This is a genomic window from Candidatus Lokiarchaeota archaeon, from assembly GCA_014730275.1.
GTDB lineage: Archaea > Asgardarchaeota > Thorarchaeia > Thorarchaeales > Thorarchaeaceae > WJIL01.
This window is the reverse complement of record WJIL01000096.1, coordinates 23807-41998: the sequence shown is the minus strand read 5'-3', so window position 1 is coordinate 41998 and position 18192 is coordinate 23807. Positions and strand designations below refer to the sequence as shown.

17 protein-coding genes are annotated in these 18192 nt (G+C 46.0%); 13 read left to right on the top strand and 4 right to left on the bottom strand.

Annotated elements, in window-relative coordinates; all coding sequences use genetic code 11:
- Window positions 1-4: 4 nt before the first annotated feature.
- A complete protein-coding gene (locus GF309_10860; GenBank protein ID MBD3159278.1) occupies window positions 5-961 on the bottom strand; it encodes an MBL fold metallo-hydrolase in 957 nt (318 codons plus the stop codon).
- A 59-nt stretch (window positions 962-1020) separates the two neighbouring features.
- On the opposite strand from GF309_10860, the gene GF309_10855 reads away from it, so the two are divergent.
- The 10 genes from GF309_10855 (at window position 1021) to GF309_10810 (ending at window position 14211) form a co-directional block, all read left to right on the top strand.
- Window positions 1021-2502: a hypothetical protein gene (locus GF309_10855; GenBank protein MBD3159277.1), complete on the top strand. Its 1482-nt coding sequence runs from the start codon at window positions 1021-1023 to the stop codon at window positions 2500-2502.
- 103 nt (window positions 2503-2605) lie between these two features.
- Window positions 2606-4258 (top strand): FAD-dependent oxidoreductase, encoded by a 1653-nt coding sequence (locus tag GF309_10850; protein ID MBD3159276.1) that lies wholly within the window; start codon window positions 2606-2608, stop codon window positions 4256-4258.
- Window positions 4240-5631: an anaerobic glycerol-3-phosphate dehydrogenase subunit B gene (gene glpB, locus GF309_10845; protein ID MBD3159275.1), complete on the top strand. Its 1392-nt coding sequence runs from the start codon at window positions 4240-4242 to the stop codon at window positions 5629-5631. The genes GF309_10850 and glpB overlap by 19 nt, the downstream gene beginning before the upstream one ends.
- Window positions 5628-6884, top strand: a complete 1257-nt coding sequence (locus GF309_10840) for a 4Fe-4S dicluster domain-containing protein (GenBank protein MBD3159274.1) — start codon at window positions 5628-5630, stop codon at window positions 6882-6884. Before glpB ends, GF309_10840 begins: the two co-directional genes overlap by 4 nt.
- Window positions 6877-8301, top strand: coding sequence for an FAD-binding protein (locus tag GF309_10835; GenBank protein MBD3159273.1), 1425 nt, complete (start codon window positions 6877-6879; stop codon window positions 8299-8301). The genes GF309_10840 and GF309_10835 overlap by 8 nt, the downstream gene beginning before the upstream one ends.
- Window positions 8301-9434: a hypothetical protein gene (locus GF309_10830; protein MBD3159272.1), complete on the top strand. Its 1134-nt coding sequence runs from the start codon at window positions 8301-8303 to the stop codon at window positions 9432-9434. Before GF309_10835 ends, GF309_10830 begins: the two co-directional genes overlap by 1 nt.
- A gap of 31 nt (window positions 9435-9465) precedes the next feature.
- Window positions 9466-10581 carry a radical SAM protein gene (locus GF309_10825; GenBank protein MBD3159271.1) on the top strand — a complete coding sequence of 372 codons (1116 nt, stop codon included), beginning with the start codon at window positions 9466-9468 and terminating at the stop codon, window positions 10579-10581.
- Window positions 10582-10644: 63 nt separating this feature from the next.
- A complete protein-coding gene (locus tag GF309_10820; GenBank protein MBD3159270.1) occupies window positions 10645-11133 on the top strand; it encodes a GNAT family N-acetyltransferase in 489 nt (162 codons plus the stop codon).
- A gap of 64 nt (window positions 11134-11197) precedes the next feature.
- Window positions 11198-12865 (top strand): aldehyde dehydrogenase family protein, encoded by a 1668-nt coding sequence (locus tag GF309_10815; protein MBD3159269.1) that lies wholly within the window; start codon window positions 11198-11200, stop codon window positions 12863-12865.
- A gap of 11 nt (window positions 12866-12876) precedes the next feature.
- Window positions 12877-14211 carry a hypothetical protein gene (locus GF309_10810; GenBank protein MBD3159268.1) on the top strand — a complete coding sequence of 445 codons (1335 nt, stop codon included), beginning with the start codon at window positions 12877-12879 and terminating at the stop codon, window positions 14209-14211.
- Here the strand turns inward: GF309_10810 and GF309_10805 are convergent.
- Window positions 14195-15130 (bottom strand): hypothetical protein, encoded by a 936-nt coding sequence (locus GF309_10805; GenBank protein MBD3159267.1) that lies wholly within the window; start codon window positions 15128-15130, stop codon window positions 14195-14197. The genes GF309_10810 and GF309_10805 overlap by 17 nt on opposite strands.
- A gap of 217 nt (window positions 15131-15347) precedes the next feature.
- Here GF309_10805 and GF309_10800 point away from each other — a divergent pair, with 217 nt between their 5' ends.
- From GF309_10800 to GF309_10790, 3 genes are all read left to right on the top strand, one after another.
- A complete protein-coding gene (locus GF309_10800) occupies window positions 15348-15758 on the top strand; it encodes a hypothetical protein (protein ID MBD3159266.1) in 411 nt (136 codons plus the stop codon).
- Between the two features lie 32 nt (window positions 15759-15790).
- On the top strand, window positions 15791-16543 hold the full coding sequence (locus GF309_10795) for a hypothetical protein (GenBank protein ID MBD3159265.1): 753 nt from the start codon (window positions 15791-15793) through the stop codon (window positions 16541-16543).
- A 61-nt stretch (window positions 16544-16604) separates the two neighbouring features.
- A complete protein-coding gene (locus GF309_10790; GenBank protein MBD3159264.1) occupies window positions 16605-17399 on the top strand; it encodes a hypothetical protein in 795 nt (264 codons plus the stop codon).
- Here the strand turns inward: GF309_10790 and GF309_10785 are convergent.
- Both GF309_10785 and GF309_10780 read right to left on the bottom strand, forming a co-directional pair.
- A complete protein-coding gene (locus tag GF309_10785; protein ID MBD3159263.1) occupies window positions 17396-17590 on the bottom strand; it encodes a hypothetical protein in 195 nt (64 codons plus the stop codon). The genes GF309_10790 and GF309_10785 overlap by 4 nt on opposite strands.
- A 37-nt stretch (window positions 17591-17627) precedes the next feature.
- Entirely contained in the window at window positions 17628-18038 is a 411-nt protein-coding gene (locus tag GF309_10780; GenBank protein MBD3159262.1) for a hypothetical protein, read from the bottom strand.
- Window positions 18039-18192 lie beyond the last annotated feature (154 nt).

Sequence of the window (18192 nt, the reverse complement as noted above, 5' to 3'; positions counted from 1 at the left end):
ACTGTTACTGAGGGGATTCAGCTCGAAGAGTCCCCTCTTCAGATCTACTGAGCAGCCCCTTGGCCTCGAGGGATTCGATATGTTTCTGCAACATGAATTCCTCGAAAACTAGAAAGAGATCTCTGGGTATTCGAGGGTAGATTGTAGGCCTATTAGCCAGTTTCTGAACTGTATCGTAACCCTTCGACACCAATCTCAATATTTCATTGTCTCGCTCATCTATTTTGTTGAGGTAGAGTTTCAGTTTGTGTTCTATGTTCCTACTGATTGGTTTCTGTAAGTGACCGCTTACTACAATCTTTGGCTTGAGTCTTCGTATACGTCTGATTGATGCTCTGAATTCATCAACATCACTTACTTCGTTGCCGTACCATGGGCCAAAACCAGTCAAGTCAATATCTACTAGCATTAGCTTTTCGTAACCGCCAAGCCCAAAGCATGTGTGATCAATAGTATGCCCCGGTGTATGGAGTGGTATTACTTGTGTTTGGCCGCAGTCGATAGGTGTGTCGTCTGTAAAATGACCTGTAACGTTGTATTCTCTCGTTACGTGGGGTAATCTCTGTTTCAAGAACCGACCCCAATCATCATAGAATCTATGCCCATCTATGCCATAGTAATCGACCATCCCCTCAAACGTTTGTACTCCTTTGTCTGCTAGTTTGTGACAGATTACTTCGCAATTCGTAATTTCATGAATGTGATTGGCATACCCTTTGTGGTCGATATGGAAATGGCTAAGGACTATTCTATCAAGATCTTCGATTGCATAATCTAATACCGCAAGTCCTTGCTTGATGTTGTTGAGGGAGGCACCGGCATCGATTAGCGTCAAAATCTTATCATCAACAAGAACACAGTTTGCTTCGGGAAAGCGGGACCGATTGTCTCCTCTAATCAAGTAGAAATGGTCTGCAATCTTCGTCATGACTGCTCTGTCATTCATTTTGCTTTCTGCCATTTCTATCCCTCATAATACTACTGGCGAAGGAGTCTTATGGTACTTCTACACCAAGCAATATGTTCTCTAACATGGGTGATTGTATGAGTGACAGAGTCTTTGCTGTTTTTGATATCGGAACTACTGGTGCCCGGTCGGTTCTTGTTGATGAAGAAGGAAATGAATTGAGCAGGGCCTATGAGGAATATCCTGCAAAACCACGCAGATTGAAAACGCACGAACAGGTTCCGGAGGCGTTTTGGAGAGCAGCAGGAAACACTATGCAACGTGCAGTGGCCGCCTATGAACATGGCCCCGAGGGTGTTGTAGCAGCTATAGCAACTACAACTAGGGACTGCATAACACCTCTTGATAAGGAACAAGAACCCCTTTCGCCAACTGTAACTTGGGTTGATAATCGGTCATCAGAGAAGGCCAAGGAGATTGCCGACCAGATTGGACCACGGAAGAGTGTTAACAAGATACTCTGGTTCAAAGAAAACGAACCCACAATCTTCGAAAAGGCAGCTAAGTTTGTTCATCTCGATGCTTACATCAACAGCAAGTTATGTGGTAGGTTGGTGAGTGAACCAGCCAATGCACGCTACGGACCTATCGACCATGATACTCTTCGATGGTCTGATGAGCTTTGCGAAGAAACAGGTATACCACAATCGAAGCTTGTGGAAATTGTCACACCTGGAACTCTGATAGGCGAAGTTTCTGCTTACGCTGAAAAACGGACATCTCTAAAAGCCGGAACCCCCGTTATTATGGGCAGTGGAGATCAGCAATGTTCCGCCTTGGGAACGGGTACTACAAGGTCCGGATTGGTGAAAGCCACAACTGGTACTGGGACGTTCGTCACTACTCCAACTGATGGTTTCATTGAAGATCCCTACGTGATGTTCAGTAATCCTTCGGCGATACCCGGGGAATGGATTCTTGAAGGTGTTATCCCCGGAACCGGTCTAGCATTCCGCTGGTACCGTGACCAGTTCTGTGAGAGAGAACGACGTTTAGCTGACCAAACGGATCAGGATGTATACGATCTTATTTGCGAATCTGCAGAATCTGTACCTGCTGGGAGCGATGGCCTAGTTGTGTTTCCCTTCATGGCATATCAGAAAGGTATATTCTACAATTTCGGTTTCAATCATACTCGAGCACATGTAGCGCGTGCCATCATGGAGGCCAATGGTTATGGTATTCAATCCTATGTACAGATGATGGAGGGAATGCTTGAAATGGAATTTGAGGAACTCAGGATTGATGGAGGTGGAACCAATTCTCCATTATGGCGACAAATTCAAGCTGATTGTACAAACAAAGAAACAGTTCTTCCGCGCTCTCGTGATTCTACAGTCATTGGAGCGGCAATGCTCGCAGCTGTTGGTACCAAGCTCTATGGAGACTACGAAGAAGCTGTTGACAACATGTTTCATATCGACGAACGCCGAGAGCCAATACCCGAGCATGTTGAGGTATACATGCGGCGATTCGCCACCTTCAACAAATTAATGATGGCCGAAATGGACGAAATCATGGAATTGATATCCTAGTTCAAAGGTTTCGACATTTCGAAACCCTTGTATCTGATGATGAAAAGGCACCTTTGATAATCCAGACAAAAGTCCGAATCCATGATTGGAGAAATGAGCAAGAATGGCCTATGATTATGACGTTGTCGTCATTGGTGGCGGCAGCACAGGAACAGCAGTGGCACGCGATTGTGCCATGAGAGGACTCGAAACACTACTGCTTGAACGGGATGACATCGCTTCTGCAACTGTTGGGACATGTGCAGGAATGATTTCGTCAGGTCTGAAGTATATGGATGAACCTGACATTGTCGATATGTGTTCTGAAGAGGTCGTTCACTTCAGACGAATTGCACGACACCTCATTATGAAGAATCCTATTCTTACACCTTTGATGCAGATGAGTGATGTTTCTACGGGTGGAAATTTCGCTGAAGAGTATTCGAAACGTGCAGAGACAAGAGATGTTCCACCGGTTCTGTTCTTGACTCCTGAGGACGCGCTCGAGATAGAGCCAACGCTGAATCCGAATATCATTGCTTCAATTTATTTCGAGGAATACTTCATTTCCCCCTTCCGCTTGTGTCTTTTGCAGGCACTAGATGCACAGCGAAATGGTGCGTCTGTAAGGACATACTGTGAGGTTCATGACATCGAAAACTTGGACGGGGGTGGGAATCAGGTTACTTTCTTTGATAGAGTCTCTCGAAAGACTGAATCCGTTGTAGCAGATTGCGTTGTGAACGCAACGGGACCATGGGCTGATGAAGTAGCTGATATGGCTTCAGCGAATGTGGAGATACGGCCAAACAAAGGAGCGCATGTTATTCTTGACCGACGAGTCGTGAATGTAGGTATCATTGCAAAGGCTGTCGACGGCCGGATGATTTACTTATTCCCTCACGAGAATACAGCTTTGTTGGGAACAACTGCTCTCGACACTTGGGAGGATCCCGACAAGCTTGTGGCTAGCAGCGATGAAATTGAGTATCTTCTGAAAAGCATGGAGTGGGTTGTTCCCTCTGTTCGCGAAGCAAGAATCATTCGAACAATGGAGGGTGTTCGCCCGCTGGTTGCTGATTGGAAGAAACCAGAAGATGATGTGACCCGTGGCTATGATATACTCGCCCATGAGGATGACGCTCCTGGTATCTTCAGTTTCGTCGGAGGAAAGCTTGTGATGTGTCGTCACATGGCTGAATCTGTTACTGATATGGTTTGCGAATGGCTTGGAGTAGATAAAACATGTGACACCCATATGCAGCCTCTGCCAGGAATGGATGGTGATGTTGATGTTCTAGCGCTTTCCAAGAAATATGGTGTTTCACAGCATATGGTTGAGCGCATGCGCACTCGCCACGGGACTGAGGCTGAACAAGTGCTTGAGCTAGCCGATGCCCACCCTGAATGGAAGACTACTGTATGCACATGTGAACCTATAATGGAAGCTGAATTGAGATACTCGATACAAGAGGAATTCCCCCGTTCCCTAAATGACCTACGAAGGCGAGTAAGATTGGGTACTGGCCCTTGCCAAGGTACTTTCTGTACATACAAAGCCTCAGCCATTCTTACAAAGGAACTTGACTGGTCTGGTATCGATTATCAACTTGAAATCATGGACTACTTAGCTGAACGTTGGAAAGGAAAGCGCCCATCGTTGAGAGGCGAGCAACTGAGCCAAGAGGAGCTGATGCAGGGAATATACTCCTGTGTAGGCAATATTGACCAGTCTGATGCAGAGTATCAACGAAAGCCATGGGAGGGAATTTGCTGATGGACCTCGAGAGCGACTTGGTAGTTATCGGCGGTGGCATGGCCGGCTTAGTTGCAGGTAGTATTGCATCAGAATCGGGTTTTGATGTCACAGTATTGAGAAAAGGACAAAGCGCAACTGCGTATTCTTCTGGAGCTATCGATGTTGCTGGGTATATGCCTGGATCATGCTATCCTTTTGCGTCTCCTATTGAAGGAATGATTTCACTGGCTAATTCTCATGCTTTTCATCCGTACGGATTCCTCGAAGATGTGTCTTCAGCTGTCATTGAGGAGACTGAACTATCGAAGTACCATATGGGCGAGGCCATATCATGGCTAAAAGATGGACTTGAGGAAACTCCTGCGTCCTTGCATGGATCGCTTGACAAGAATATCGAATCTATCACTATGCTGGGCACGACAAAACCAACTTGCCTTCTCCAGAAAAGCATGAACCCTGGTAACCTTATGTCTGACCCTGATAGCTGCTTATTATTCGTGGGCTTTCCTGGTCATCAGGATTTCGATGCTGAGGTAGCAGCTCGCACATTTGTTGATAATCAACTATCGGATAAGACTCCTCCACGCAAAGTTGGTCACTGTAAATTATCCGTCTCACCTCATGGTTCCAAACAGAATATTTCTTCCATCGAATTGGCACGTCATTTTGACCATGGTGGTGACGAAATGGAACCTATGCTTGATGATTTGACCCATGAAGCAGAATCCGTGGGTGCCACTCACATCGCTTTCCCTCCTGTCTTGGGCCTCCATCATCCTCAAAGAATCCGAGAAGCCTTGGAGCAGGCTACGGGAACTACTGTCTTCGAATTGCTCGCCTTGCCGCCTTCAATACCCGGGATGCGTCTTCAACGCTCTCTTGAGAAAGTCTTCAAGAACAGTGGTGGTTCATTGATGATTGGCTATGAATGTCAACCAAAAGCCCTGAGTGATACTGACATCAATTCACTTCAGGTTAGGGGGCCAGCTCGCTCTCTTACTATTGAAACGAAAGCGATTGTGCTGGCAACTGGGAAATTCATCGGCGGAGGAGTGGCTGGCAAGAAAGATGGCCTTAGAGAGACGGTTTTTGATATACCCGTCGTCACGGAACAGTATGAATCAGCACGGAATATTCCCCCAAGAGAACTCACAAAACGTATTGCTATATCTCAGGATGGCCACGCAATCTACGGATGTGGTGTACCCGTGGACGGTTCTTTGAAGCCGGTTGGAAGAAACGGAAAAACAGTTGCTGAGAACATATTCTGCGCAGGTTCTGCAATAGCAGGTTACAGATATCCAACAGAGAAGAGTGGTTTAGGAGTTGCTCTATTATCTGGGAGTCTAGCGGGGAAGCATGTATCTCAGTACTTGCGAGGTGCAGAATGATGAGTGAGGAAGAAGCATATGAGACTGTTAAACAGACGCTAAAGGAAGAGGGTATATCTCCTTACAAGCCTGATGAACTTGACGTGGTCGCAAGTATCGAAAATTGCATTAATTGCGGAACCTGCATCAACCATTGTCCTGTTGTCGCTGCAGTGGGAATCAACCGTTTCTCAGGTCCCCGAAGTATTGCTGTTGAGCTGAGCAGGTCACCCCCGGAATACTGGAGTGCGGGTGACATGGTCTATCTCTGTACGGGTTGCGGGACTTGTCGTGAAGTGTGTCCAAAGAATGTCGATATCCCCGAAATAGTCAACCTAATTAGAGCTAGGATTTTCGAGCATCGTCCTGATTTGGTACCTAAAGGCCTACATACCGTACGAGAGACTATCCTGGAGCATCATCTTGCGTTTGAACCATGGGATGATGAAGAGGAGAAAGAAGCAAGCCGTGATATGCGACGCGAACGTTTTGGATTACCCGTTATCCCCGACCGTGTCGTAAGAGATGCCGAAGTACTGTTTTATCCTGGCTGTCAAGCAGAAGAGGTAGCCCAAGAAGTGAAAGAAGCTGGAAAGGCCGTTTTGGAATTCTTTGAAGTCGACTATACATTGCTCGATGAACTGAATTGTTGTGGTCTTCCATCTAGATTAATGGGGGATGATCAAACCGCCCGAGAACTAGCTGATGAGCTAAAGGCAAAACTCGATGAATTAGGTGTCAACAAGATTGTGACGACCTGTGCTGGATGTACTTCTAATCTATCATATTTGGCGTCTCGTGATGATTGGAATATGCCGGTCTATCACCTAGTTGAGTATTTTAGAGAGGTTATTGGGCTTGAGAAGTTGAAGGAAGCAGCAAAACAAGAAACCTCCGGAAGCAAAGTGGTTGTTACCGTCCACGATCCATGCCATCTTATTCGACACACTTCGAGACAGCTCATGAATGAAGCTCTCGAGATTCTTGATTGCTTACCCGGTGTGGAGGTTTCTGTTTCAGAAGTCGAAGACTCATGTTGCGGTGGGGGAGGTCTCGTGGCCTATCATTCCAGTGCTATTGCGGATGCTGTTACGCAGGAGAATGTGGAAGGCATAAAGAATACTGATGCTGATCGAGTTGTTACTCCTTGCCCTCTATGCACTTCACAATTAGAAACACGCCTTTTCAAGAGTGGCTCATCCATCGATGTGGATGATTTGAGCGTGTTCGTTGCCAAATACTTGCCTTTTGAGGAGAAGACTTCCAATGATTGATGCAGAGAAGAAGAACCAAGCTTTCAATGCTCTTATCGACGTAGTTGGTAAGGCACATGTATATCCTCAGGAAACAGATGCGATTCTTAATGCTCATGATGCTTGGCCCTTGAGTGAAGCGAAGATTCGTGCTGGGGAAATACTCCCCAAGGCAGACTTCGTTGTGTTTCCTGCAAATGACGAAGAAATAACGGATATATTGAAACTAGCCAATGAGATGAGAATACCTGTGATTCCAGTAGGGGGCGGTGCTGGTACATGTGGTGGCACTCTACCTATCTATGGTGGTATTCAGCTCGATTTGAAGAGAATGAACAAGATTCTCAAAATCGATGAGGAATCTATGTTGGTTACCGCGCAAGCTGGAATCGTAGGAATCGAATTGGAGCGGGAAATCAATCGTCACGGTTACATTACTGGTCATACTCCAACTTCACTGAGAGCATCCAATCTCGGCGGGTTTGTCGCCACGAGATCTGGGGGCTCCATGTCATCGAAATACGGAAAAATCGAGGACTTGACATTAGGTCTGAAGGTTGTTCTTCCGGATGGTACCATAACAAGATGTAAGGCGGTTCCCAGACATTCTGTCGGGCCCGATCTGCGCGAGTTGTTCATCGGGTCTGAGGGAACACTGGGGGTCATAACCGAGGCTACAGTGAAGATTTTTCCAAAACCGGACGAAAGACGCTTTCGGAGTGTGTCATTTCCAGATGTCCATAGCGGCCTAGAGGCAATCAAAGGCATTTTCAGGGCCGATGTTAAGCCATCAGTAGTTCGATTATATGACCCCGAAGATACAGCAATGCATATTTCTACACGTTTTGAAGTACCCGAGGGGGACTGCATGCTTCTGCTTGCATTCGATGGAAGCTCAAAACAGGTTGAGCTTGATGAGCAGATTTGCTTAGATATTTGCCTACGAGAAGGGGGCAAAGACTTCGGTGTTGAACCCTCTCAATATTGGTGGGACCATCGATACGATATGTACTACCCTACCAAGCTCACCACTGGTGGCTATTCTATAGGCGATACAATAGACATTGTTGCCACTTATGATCGTCTTGAAGATGTCTACCACGCAATGAAAGAAGCTATGGAGCAACACGGGGCATTTGTTCTTTCACACTTTAGTCACATGTATGAAAATGGTGGTTCCATTTACATGATTTTCTTCACTTCACAGCCTGATGCAGAGACAGCTTGGAATACGTATAAGAAAATCTGGGATGACGGCGTTGAAGCATGTTTAGAGCATGGCGGAACGATGAGCCATCAGCACGGTGTTGGAACACTACGGAGCACGTATGTTGAGGAAGAATTAGGGGCAAGTTTTGGAGTGTTGAAAAAGATAAAGGATAAACTTGACCCGAATGGTATCATGAATCCTGGCAAGCTGGGACTGGGGGTGCGCTGATGTTATCAGACGAACTCCAGGAAGACGTTCGGATGTGTGCAGCATGTCCCAAACTCTGCAGACATGCTTGTCCGACTTTCATTTCATGGCGTTCGGATTCACCAACTCCTCACGGAAGAGCTCTTCTCATCCATCAACATGTTACAGGAACCCGTTCTTTGGATGACCGCGGCATCGAAGTATTGTATCAATGTTTGGAGTGTTCGAATTGCCTTACATGGTGCTTGCCTGAGATTGACATAGCGGATATCGTAGAGAAGGTACGAACCGAACTGGTAGATCAAGAACGTTATCCCCCTGCTCTCGACTCGATGGTAGAGGCTGTTGTAAAGGAGCATAATCCATTTGGTGAACCACACGTTGAACGCAATGATTGGCTTCGATCCCAGGAAAATGGACAGGAACGCATTATCTACTTCACCGGTTGCACTGCTGCATATCGAGAAAAGGAAATTGCCGAGGCAACAGTGGAGCTCCTTTCACACTTAGATTATGAGGTCATAGTTCCTGAGGATGAATGGTGCTGTGCGTCTCCACTTTTCAGAACCGGTTTCAGAAATAAGGCGCTTGACCAAGCAGAACACAATGTTGAAGTTCTGAACAAGATTGATGCTTCAGCTATAGTAGTAACCTGTCCTGGTTGCTACAAAGCCCTTACTGTTGATTATGCCGAAGAGGGATATGAGCTGAACAAACCTGTGCAGCATATCAGCCAGTTTCTATCTGAAAATATGGAGAAAGCTGACACTCAGCTAAGGGATGTTCTTCTTACATATCATGATCCCTGTCATTTAGGTCGACACATGAACGTCTACGAAGAGCCTAGGCAGGTTCTTGAAGCTGTTAGTAAAGAAAGCCTCCGAGAAATGGAACGTAATCGTGAGGATTCTTTGTGTTGTGGCAACGGTGCGGGATTGAGGACTCTCTTTTCAGATCACGCAGCCGATATTGGTCAGGAGCGAGTTTCTGAAGCTGTCATGACTGGAGCTGATGTACTGGTTACGGCTTGCCCTTTCTGCAAAAACATGCTGGCAAAACAGGCTGGCGAGGGCATTAAGGTTCTCGATTTGCCAGAAATCATACTTGAATCTATAAATAATCGGTCTAATAGTCGGGACACCAAGAGAGATTAGGAAGAGAATATCAAAAGACTGTGTGACGAGAATGGATTCAGAAAGCGTACTTTGGCTGAAAGCACGGCTTCTTACTGAGGGTGCTGTGCTTCCATCCGAAGAATACGCTGGGAGAAGTGGTGGGGCTGGTCCGGTCCGGGCCCGGTATTTCATACTGCCTACGGGGACAGTTTGTGGGATTCCAATACGCCGTGGGGCCGAGGCAAAAAAATACGGTTCAGCACCTTTGGAGCCAACTGAAGACCCAACGGTATGGGTCTATGACGATACGGTTGAACTGCAAATGGTTCCGCAACCGCGTTTCTACGACAAAGAGACAGATGACGGAATTTCCTACAAGAAGATAGCACTGCTGCATGGCAAAGGAACCCTAGCTACCACACTCTATCAGACCTGCAGATATTGGGAATGTGGTACTCAGTGCCGATTCTGTACCATTCCGCTATCGTATCGCAATGGTAGGACCCTTTTGGAAAAAAAGCCTTCTAAATTAGCCGAAGTTGTGGCCGTGGCCGAGGAGGAAGGAGTAGCAGAAGATGTTCTCCTAACGACTGGCACACCTCCGTCTGATGATATGGGTGCGCTACGAATGGAGAATACGATTCAAGCAATTCGTGAAATTAGTGATATTCCCATAGGTGTACAGTTTGAACCACCCCAAGAGAAATCGTACATAGCTCGTGTTTCTGAGGCGGGGGCTGATGCTATTGGTATGCATATTGAAATAGCAGATGAGGAACTCCGGCAACGGATTTGCCCTGGAAAGGCCGAACATGGATCTGTGAAGCTGTATATCGATAGTTGGGAGTATGCATTGAAGTATTTTGAACAAGGGCATGTAAGTACGTTCATCCTACATGGCTTTGGGGAGAATCATGAAACTACCCTTCAATTCATGGAGAAAATTGCCGCGAAGGGTGTACTTCCTGTTGTTGCTCCTGTTCGCCCAGCTTCGCGGAGTGAACTAACAGATTACACCCCCTCCTATGTTTCACATCTTGATGAAACCATAGAGTTCTACAAGAGTGTAGGGAACATTCTTCTCAAGCATAATCTTAACCCGAACGATACCGTTGCTGGATGCCATAAATGCGGTGCCTGTACCCCTATCCAAGAAGCATATAATTGGGCAGAATCCTGTTCATAGTTCCAGTTCCATTTGATTTATGAAAGAATCCTCACTCATGATGAGTGGGAGAGACAGATTCCCATGGCTCACATTCCGGCAGAGGATATCGTGATAGTTGAATTCAATGAAGAGGATGCCGAAGAAATCTCTGAGCTCTTCAAAGAAGTATGGCCGACTGCAAAGGCTTATCCAAAGCATTGGCGGGAATCACGAGCATATGAACCGGAAGATATCATTGCCGAGATGCGTCAAGGATACCATTACTTCGGTAGTAGGTTGAAAGGCAAGATAGTGGGTGTGTACAAGGCCAAGATTACCGATAAAGGGCTTTACGGGGAACATCAAACTGTTGCCCCGCAATGCCGTGGCTCCGGCTTGGCGTCTGCTATGTACAAACAATTCGCCGATTATGGACGCGAACATGGCTGTAAACGCAATTATTGCAACATTCTTGCAGATTATGAAGTTGGAGAACGCTTGATGGAGAAATTTGGGTTCGAACCATGGGGAGAGCCCTATGAACAAGCAGATGGAATGCTAGTTCAGATGTACAAGAGACCGTTGGTCTAGGCCGAAATGTTCTTAGAGCTGTCGTGTGGCCATTGTGACTTAAGAAGCTGCACGAGGATTATCGATGAGTGTTTATCCCATTTTGGTTGATGCAGAAGAACGTGACACAGGCGAATATCTATCATTTCCCGATATGGATGCAGTTGTGGCAAATCCTGGCTTGGCTATAGCGCTCCAGCTACGTGAAGCTTCAACATTAGAGAGATTAGCCTTCACAAGACTACCTTGGCTTATTCCTTCAGATCACGGTGCCATGAGGTATCTTCGTGATTACCGAAAACATCATGGTGTACCGGAATACTCGAAAGACGAACTTGAGGACATAACGTACGCCCAAGTGTCTCTATCCCGTGAAAAGGACATAGATGAAGCCCTAGCTGCAGGTGTTCGTGACCATCTTGACCTCTTCAACCCCCTCAAAATTTCAGGCAACGGTTTGACCATTGATGACAGAGTCGATGGACTTTACAAAGCGGGACTTGATGTCCAGGACAAGTTCGAAGAGGTTCGCGAAGTTTCTATCAAAGAAGGGGTTCCCATCAAGACATTTGAATGGACATGGAACATGTTCACCGAATATCTCGAACGTGAGACTTTCGAGATTTGGGCGGAGCAGCTTGATGTCCAAGAAGACCCAGGTCGTGACGGTGGCCAAAACTACCGCTTTAGAGAACCCTTTGGTGTAGCATGCCTCTTTACTCCTTACAACTCACCACTCGCTTTAGGAATCCTGAGTATAACTTCATCGATTCTGGCTGGAAATGCGACAATCATCAAACCCCCAAGCAAAGTACCATTGAGCACTATTCTCTTGGGGCGTGTGTTCATGAATCGTTTCCTAGAAATGGGATTTCCAAAAGCTATGGTACAGGTTCTGACAGGTGGCGGGAAGAAGCTTATGAGGCGTTTCATGAATGATTCCCGAACAAGTGCCATAGTATGGTATGGGGACAGTGATACTGGCATCCAGCTCTGGTCCAAAGCTCTGTCTAGAAGAATACAGATGGCTCCTGAATTGGCCGGAAGTGATGCTTGTCTTGTTTGGGGACGAGACGTAGACCTCGATTTTGCGGCCAAGATGATTGTAAAAGGGAGGTATCTTGGAAGTGGCCAAGCTTGTATGGCCATCAAGCGATTGCTTGTACAAGAGAATCTACACGATGATTTGGTTGAACTTGTTATAGAGGAGGCAAGGAAACTGAATGTGGGTCGCCCCTCAGATCCAGAGACTGACTTGCCCCCTGTTGGTATTAATGCTCTATATGGCCTGTTGGATCAGATGAAAGAAGCACGGGCTAAGGGTGCCGAAGTTGTCACTGGCGGCCGCCGTTTGGATTATCTTGGCAATGAAGACCCGGCGGGGCTATTTTATGAACCAACCGTGCTTACCAATGTCAATCCGGATATGGCTATCATGCGGGAGGAGGTATTTGCCCCCGCTTTACCAGTTCTGTCTGTCGATAGTGTTGATGAGGCGATATCTATCGCCAATGCTTCACGTTTCGGACTACGATCATCGGTGTTCACTGAAGACCAATCGGTAGTTCAGCAATGGACTAAAGGCGTAGAGGCAGCCGGTGTGACTATTAATCAAGATCACTTGTATTTTGATCCTAATATGCCCCATCTGGGAGGATACAAGGATTCTGGAATTATTGGTGGTAAATTCTTCCCTGTCATGCTTTCACGTATGAAATATGTACATGCAGGCCCCAGTAGTCCTACCATGTGAATGTGACCAAGTTGAGAATGAATGCAAACCGCGTTAGCTCTCGAATTCGAAAACTCGCTATTTCAGTCCTTTCAAGATATGAGCGGATTTCATCTTCTGCAAGAGCTATACTAAGAGAAACAGCTAAGGAGACCAGTCTTTCTGGAGAAGATACAGCCTCATTGAACATGCTTGTTCTTGGTGTAATCAAGCGCCTCAACACAATTGATTTCATTATCGCACGGGTTCTCAAGAATCGAAGTCCCGCATCTCTATCATTCACTAGAAAAGCAGCATTGCGCTTGGCTATTTTTGAGGGCAGATGGTTAGGTGTTTCTTTCAGCTCCATTCAAGAAGAACATCCAAGAACTGAAAGGCCGGTGATGCCAACCATTCGAAGAGCTCTCGATTTGAATCTTGAAGAATCAATTGCAGGCTTTGACCGTGTGGGACAGCTGAGTATCATGCTCTCGCATCCCACTTTCATGGTTGAGACTCTCCTTGAGAACATGTCTGATGAACAAGCCATCGATCTTATGAAAACGAACAACTCCTCTCCTGAGCATTACATTCGACTGAACAGGTTACTCGTCTCGGATGAAGAAGAACTTGATTTGTTGAATGATATTGATGCAGAGCTGATACCGGATGAAGATTACGACGGTCTGTATCATGTAACTGAAGGCATTGACACAATAATCGAGTCCGAACCCTTTGAAAGCGGGGGCTTGTTGATTCATGATAAAGCAAGTGTGGCTACAGTAGATGCTCTATCGCCAAGCGAGAACGACACTATCTGGGATGCATGCGCGGCTCCTGGAATGAAAACACAACTCATCGCTGAAAACCTTAGGTCGAGTGGGAGATTGGTGGCTAGCGATGTCTATCGCGACCGTGTTCGTCTGGGCGTCAGACGGTGCAAGAAGATGGGATGTGGCCTATCAGAATGGCTTCTGGCTGACGCCTCTTATCCACCTATTCGGGATAGTGACAAAATCCTGATTGACGCTCCCTGTACATCGACTGGTATTCTCCAACGGGATCCATCTTACAAATGGCGCCTTAACAAGCAGTACCTTTCAGCCATGATGACTGTTCAGCACAAAATCCTTGATTCCATTGTAACAGCTTTCCAAAACTCCCCTGGTGTTGAGATTGTATACGCTACCTGCTCCCTGCTACCGCATGAAGGAGAATCGCAAATAGACTCTATTCTCCAGTCACGGGATGTGGAATTGGTGGATCTCGATTTGAAATTCTCGAGAGGGTACAACGGGTTCAAGTGCAGTAGTGGTGTGCGGCGTCTTTTCCCTCATACTGACAAGACAAATGCCTTCTTCATTTCTAAGCTTAGGATTCCCCAGTAACTTCACTGTATATCGAATCCATTACACGCCTGCCAAATTCTCTATCATCCTTAAAACCAAATGGCACCTGCAAGAAAATCTTTCTTGCTTGATCTAGTGCCTCCACATCACGCTCTATTGCTCCTTTGAACAGCAGCTTAGCCCATGTGAAGCTCACATTATTCCGTATCTTCTGTCTAAGTCCTTGGGCTTTCGCGAAATTCCTAAGATAATCAAGACCACGTTTCGCATTCCCCATCATCAAATCTGCAACTGCAGCCATGCAAGCAAAAAGAATAGCGTTATGATCAATACCTGATTCCAAGTATTTCTGAGCACCTTCACGATACTCTTCTGATTTCTTTGCATACAGTTTCCCCCTATCTACAACGACAAAATGCTCTCCTTCTTCCCGCTCAACCTTCTTCAGATTAAGTCCTTCCATAATGCTTGCTTTCAGTTCTGCTTGTAGATCTGCTTGCATATCTCTTTCCGAGGCTCTTTCAGCGGAGTCAATCAGCTCCCATCCAGAATCAGCAAGTTTCTCTTTTATCTCTTCGATGGTTTCTTCGGGGGCATCTATTCCGCTTTCAAATATCTCTCTTGCTTGCCGGAAAAAGTTGTATCCTCTTCCAACGAGCCCCATTTCTGCTGCGAAGTCTACTCCCCTTCGAAAAGCCAGAATCGCGTTATCTTTCTCGTCTAGTTCTTGGAAGTTATGTGCTGCCTGGAGGAACCATGGAAAAGCATCAGTGCTTTGGTTTTGTCTAGCTTCTTCTCCCTCCGTCAATGCTTCATAGGCATCTAGACAGAGCTTAGATGAATCGGCTTTCGAGCATTTTGAGGTTACTTCAGCAAGGGGTAGCACTTGCTTACGGACTTTGCAGGCATATCCCTTCTTGATCCTATCTAACCACTTGCATCTCTGATTTTCAGGCATTCTCATTCTCCGGGGAGTAGTTCTCAACTGATTCTGTCATCTAGAAGGCCCTAAAAAGGAATTTTTGGTTGTATAACCTGTTTCTAATGAGGTACCTAACTAGCGATGATTTGTGTGTTGCATTCCTTTTCTAGTTTCATTTATTGTTCTATAGCAAAGACCTCCCTATCGGTAGCCTTTTCAGGCTAATCTAGAGGGTTGCTTCGAGGTCGTGGCAATGGATGAAGATGAGCCTGAAGATCCTGAATTGGCCATGCTTAGGCGAAAAAAGATGGCCAAGATGATTGCTCGCGAGAAGAAACTCAAGGAACAGAAAGAGCGTCAACAGAAAAGCCAGGCAGAAAGAACACGTATACTGCAAAAATACCTCTCACCTAATGCTCTCTCATATCTTGAGTCACTCAAGCAAGAGCAACCTTCCATCGGTTCCAGAATCGAAAACATCGTTTTGTCTATCATAGTATATAGAGGGCTCAGAAGGCAAATCGGCCAACAAGAAATTCGATACATCGAACGCCGTCTGAAGGGCGAAGGGCCGAAAATAAAGATCCAACGTGATGGTGAAACCTCTGATTTCGGCAGCTATGTCCGCAAGGCAATCAAAAAGGATGAGGAGTCCAATCCTTAGCCCATATCAAACATATCACTGAGGATACCCCAATGGAGTTTTTTGATGCGCATACCCATCTTGACATGCGTCATTATCGACACGACCGTGATAGAGTTGTCAAACGGGCAAAAGAAGCAGGACTTATTGGTATGGTCACCTGTTCTATCGGTACTGGCTCATTTCGGCGAACACTGGGTTTACTCAAGAAATACTCCGGATTCGTGTACCATAGTCCCGGCACACAAGTGAGCCGCCTTACGAGAGATGAAGCCAATTCAATAATCGATATGACTAAGAAATACGCCGATGATATTGTGGCGGTTGGAGAAGTTGGTTTGGATTATCACTGGGTCAAGGACGAGAACAAACGCGAACTCCAGAAAGAATTATTCCTTGATTTCATAGATTTGGCTAAAGAACTCGATCTTCCGTTGGTTATTCACTCCCGGGAGGCAGAGGCAGATGCTACGGATATTTTGGAAGACCATTTTGATGGCGAAGTCCTCATGCATTGTTTTGAGGGCAGTCCTGAAGTAGCTAGACGTGTTCGGGATAACGGTTGGTACATCACCCTGCCTGCTAATTTCGACAAATACCACAAGAGACGGAAAGCTGCGGAGATTATGACCGTGGATCAAATCATGCTTGAAACTGATGGTCCTTATCTATCACCAACCGATGATCGAAACGAACCTGCAAACATAAGAATCGGTTGTGAGAAGCTCGCAAATCATCTGGATATGTCCGAGAAAGACGTCGCAGAAAGCACTACCCGCAATGCAACCGATTTCTACCGTCTCTAACACGACACCAATAGTGCCAAAAGCATCTGATTACCATGTAATGTGATGGTGCTACAAAGAGATGTTTAGCCGTTATTTTATGGATATAGATGCTGATTCACTAAGTAATCCGATTGCTGTGGTAGGACTGCCTGGGATAGGCGCTGTTGGCAAAATATCCGTGGAAACACTACGGCAAGTTCTTGATGCAAGACATATAGCTGATTTCTTCAGCAAATACTTTCCTCCGAAAATTCTAGTTCGGAATGGCAAGTCCCATTTTCCCCGATCGTCAATGCATCTGTATAGATCAGCCCCTGACGAAGGTCATGACCTCATCATATTAACCGGTGATTTTCAGCCGCAGTCAGAGGGTGGCGTATTGGAGTATGCCGACTTCGTGATTCAAGAGTTCACAAAGATGGGGGTTTCTAGGGTGTATGCGCTTGCAGCTTATGAACAGGAATACAAGAATTTCTTTGCTCACTACCCGAACCCCCCGCGCATATTTGCTTCTGCTAGCTCAGATATACTACTTGATGAAATAATGGAACTGCCCGGTGCCGTGGCCACTGAGAATGGTGTTATCACGGGAGCCAATGGTGTTATCCCCTCCTGGGGCGCGACAATGTATGATATGGAAGGAGCTTGTCTTCTAGGTGAGACGCTCGGTGTTGTGAAGCTTGATTATCGGTCGTCTAAGGCGCTAGTGGAACGATTCAGTGATTTAGTGGGTCTAAAGGCTGATTTCAGTATTCTTGAGGAGAAAGCCAAGCGTGTAGAAGAATTGATTGAATGGGCGGAAGAAGAGCTATCTCAACGTGAAATTTCCTCTGGAGAAATCGACGAGAGCCCACCAGATAGATACATCGGCTAATCCGGTTCACACAAATCTGGATGCAGAATGTCGGTAATTGAGCCTTCGCTATCAAGATTCACATAGAAATGATGGTCCTCGTGATCAATCCGCACGCTCACGGGGAACTCTTTCTTATCTTGAACCATGTCCCTAGTTATTGACAGCTCCATTATTACTGAACAAACCGGACATCTGACCCGTCTCAGCATTGTACTTCTCTCCTATTCCCTATTGGTGTGCCTTCAGTCAATTAGAACCAGTTATTTTTGTATCATCACTGAGAACTATCCGGGAATCATATTCTGATGGGTTTTCAAGTGGCTCCGTAACCATATCAACTATTTCATCCGGTTCCGAGTCGACGATGTTGTCTTTATCAACACCAACTATCCTAAGGTTGGAATAAACTCCAGCTTGAATCAAGAAGGCATATTCTTCTTCGTTTGTTCCTACCTTCAGTACTAGGAATTTTGCTGCGTCAAAGAACTCATCCTTCGGCCCCCTCAGAGATAGCTTCTTTTTCTCAATACGGTTTTCCTCGAAGCATCCATCAAGCAGATATGCGCGAATGACTTTGTTTCCTACTTTCATGCGGATATCATGAAAACTCTTGACATTGTTTGCACTTTTTAGTTTCCACAGGCTCATTCCGCTCAAGCTGACACCAATACAGATTTCGTGTGGTCATAATATATGGGTTCTTTGCGTGAACACCCCAGAGAGAATATCTTTATTTGGAACCTTCACTACATCAGAGTGTATACAGTAGTACTTGCCAAACAGCCGGCCTGATCCACAAATATGGAGAGAA

Coding starts and splice junctions, on each gene's coding strand:
- GF309_10815 (MBD3159269.1), top strand. CDS start 11,198: ATGAGTGTTTATCCCATTTTGGTTGATGCAGAAGAACGTGACACAGGC.
- GF309_10795 (MBD3159265.1), top strand. CDS start 15,791: ATGGAGTTTTTTGATGCGCATACCCATCTTGACATGCGTCATTATCGA.
- GF309_10835 (MBD3159273.1), top strand. CDS start 6,877: ATGATTGATGCAGAGAAGAAGAACCAAGCTTTCAATGCTCTTATCGAC.
- GF309_10830 (MBD3159272.1), top strand. CDS start 8,301: ATGTTATCAGACGAACTCCAGGAAGACGTTCGGATGTGTGCAGCATGT.
- GF309_10820 (MBD3159270.1), top strand. CDS start 10,645: ATGGCTCACATTCCGGCAGAGGATATCGTGATAGTTGAATTCAATGAA.
- glpB (MBD3159275.1), top strand. CDS start 4,240: ATGGGAGGGAATTTGCTGATGGACCTCGAGAGCGACTTGGTAGTTATC.
- GF309_10800 (MBD3159266.1), top strand. CDS start 15,348: ATGGATGAAGATGAGCCTGAAGATCCTGAATTGGCCATGCTTAGGCGA.
- GF309_10805 (MBD3159267.1), bottom strand. CDS start 15,130: ATGCCTGAAAATCAGAGATGCAAGTGGTTAGATAGGATCAAGAAGGGA.
- GF309_10785 (MBD3159263.1), bottom strand. CDS start 17,590: ATGCTGAGACGGGTCAGATGTCCGGTTTGTTCAGTAATAATGGAGCTG.
- GF309_10790 (MBD3159264.1), top strand. CDS start 16,605: ATGTTTAGCCGTTATTTTATGGATATAGATGCTGATTCACTAAGTAAT.
- GF309_10855 (MBD3159277.1), top strand. CDS start 1,021: ATGTTCTCTAACATGGGTGATTGTATGAGTGACAGAGTCTTTGCTGTT.
- GF309_10850 (MBD3159276.1), top strand. CDS start 2,606: ATGGCCTATGATTATGACGTTGTCGTCATTGGTGGCGGCAGCACAGGA.
- GF309_10825 (MBD3159271.1), top strand. CDS start 9,466: ATGGATTCAGAAAGCGTACTTTGGCTGAAAGCACGGCTTCTTACTGAG.
- GF309_10840 (MBD3159274.1), top strand. CDS start 5,628: ATGATGAGTGAGGAAGAAGCATATGAGACTGTTAAACAGACGCTAAAG.
- GF309_10860 (MBD3159278.1), bottom strand. CDS start 961: ATGGCAGAAAGCAAAATGAATGACAGAGCAGTCATGACGAAGATTGCA.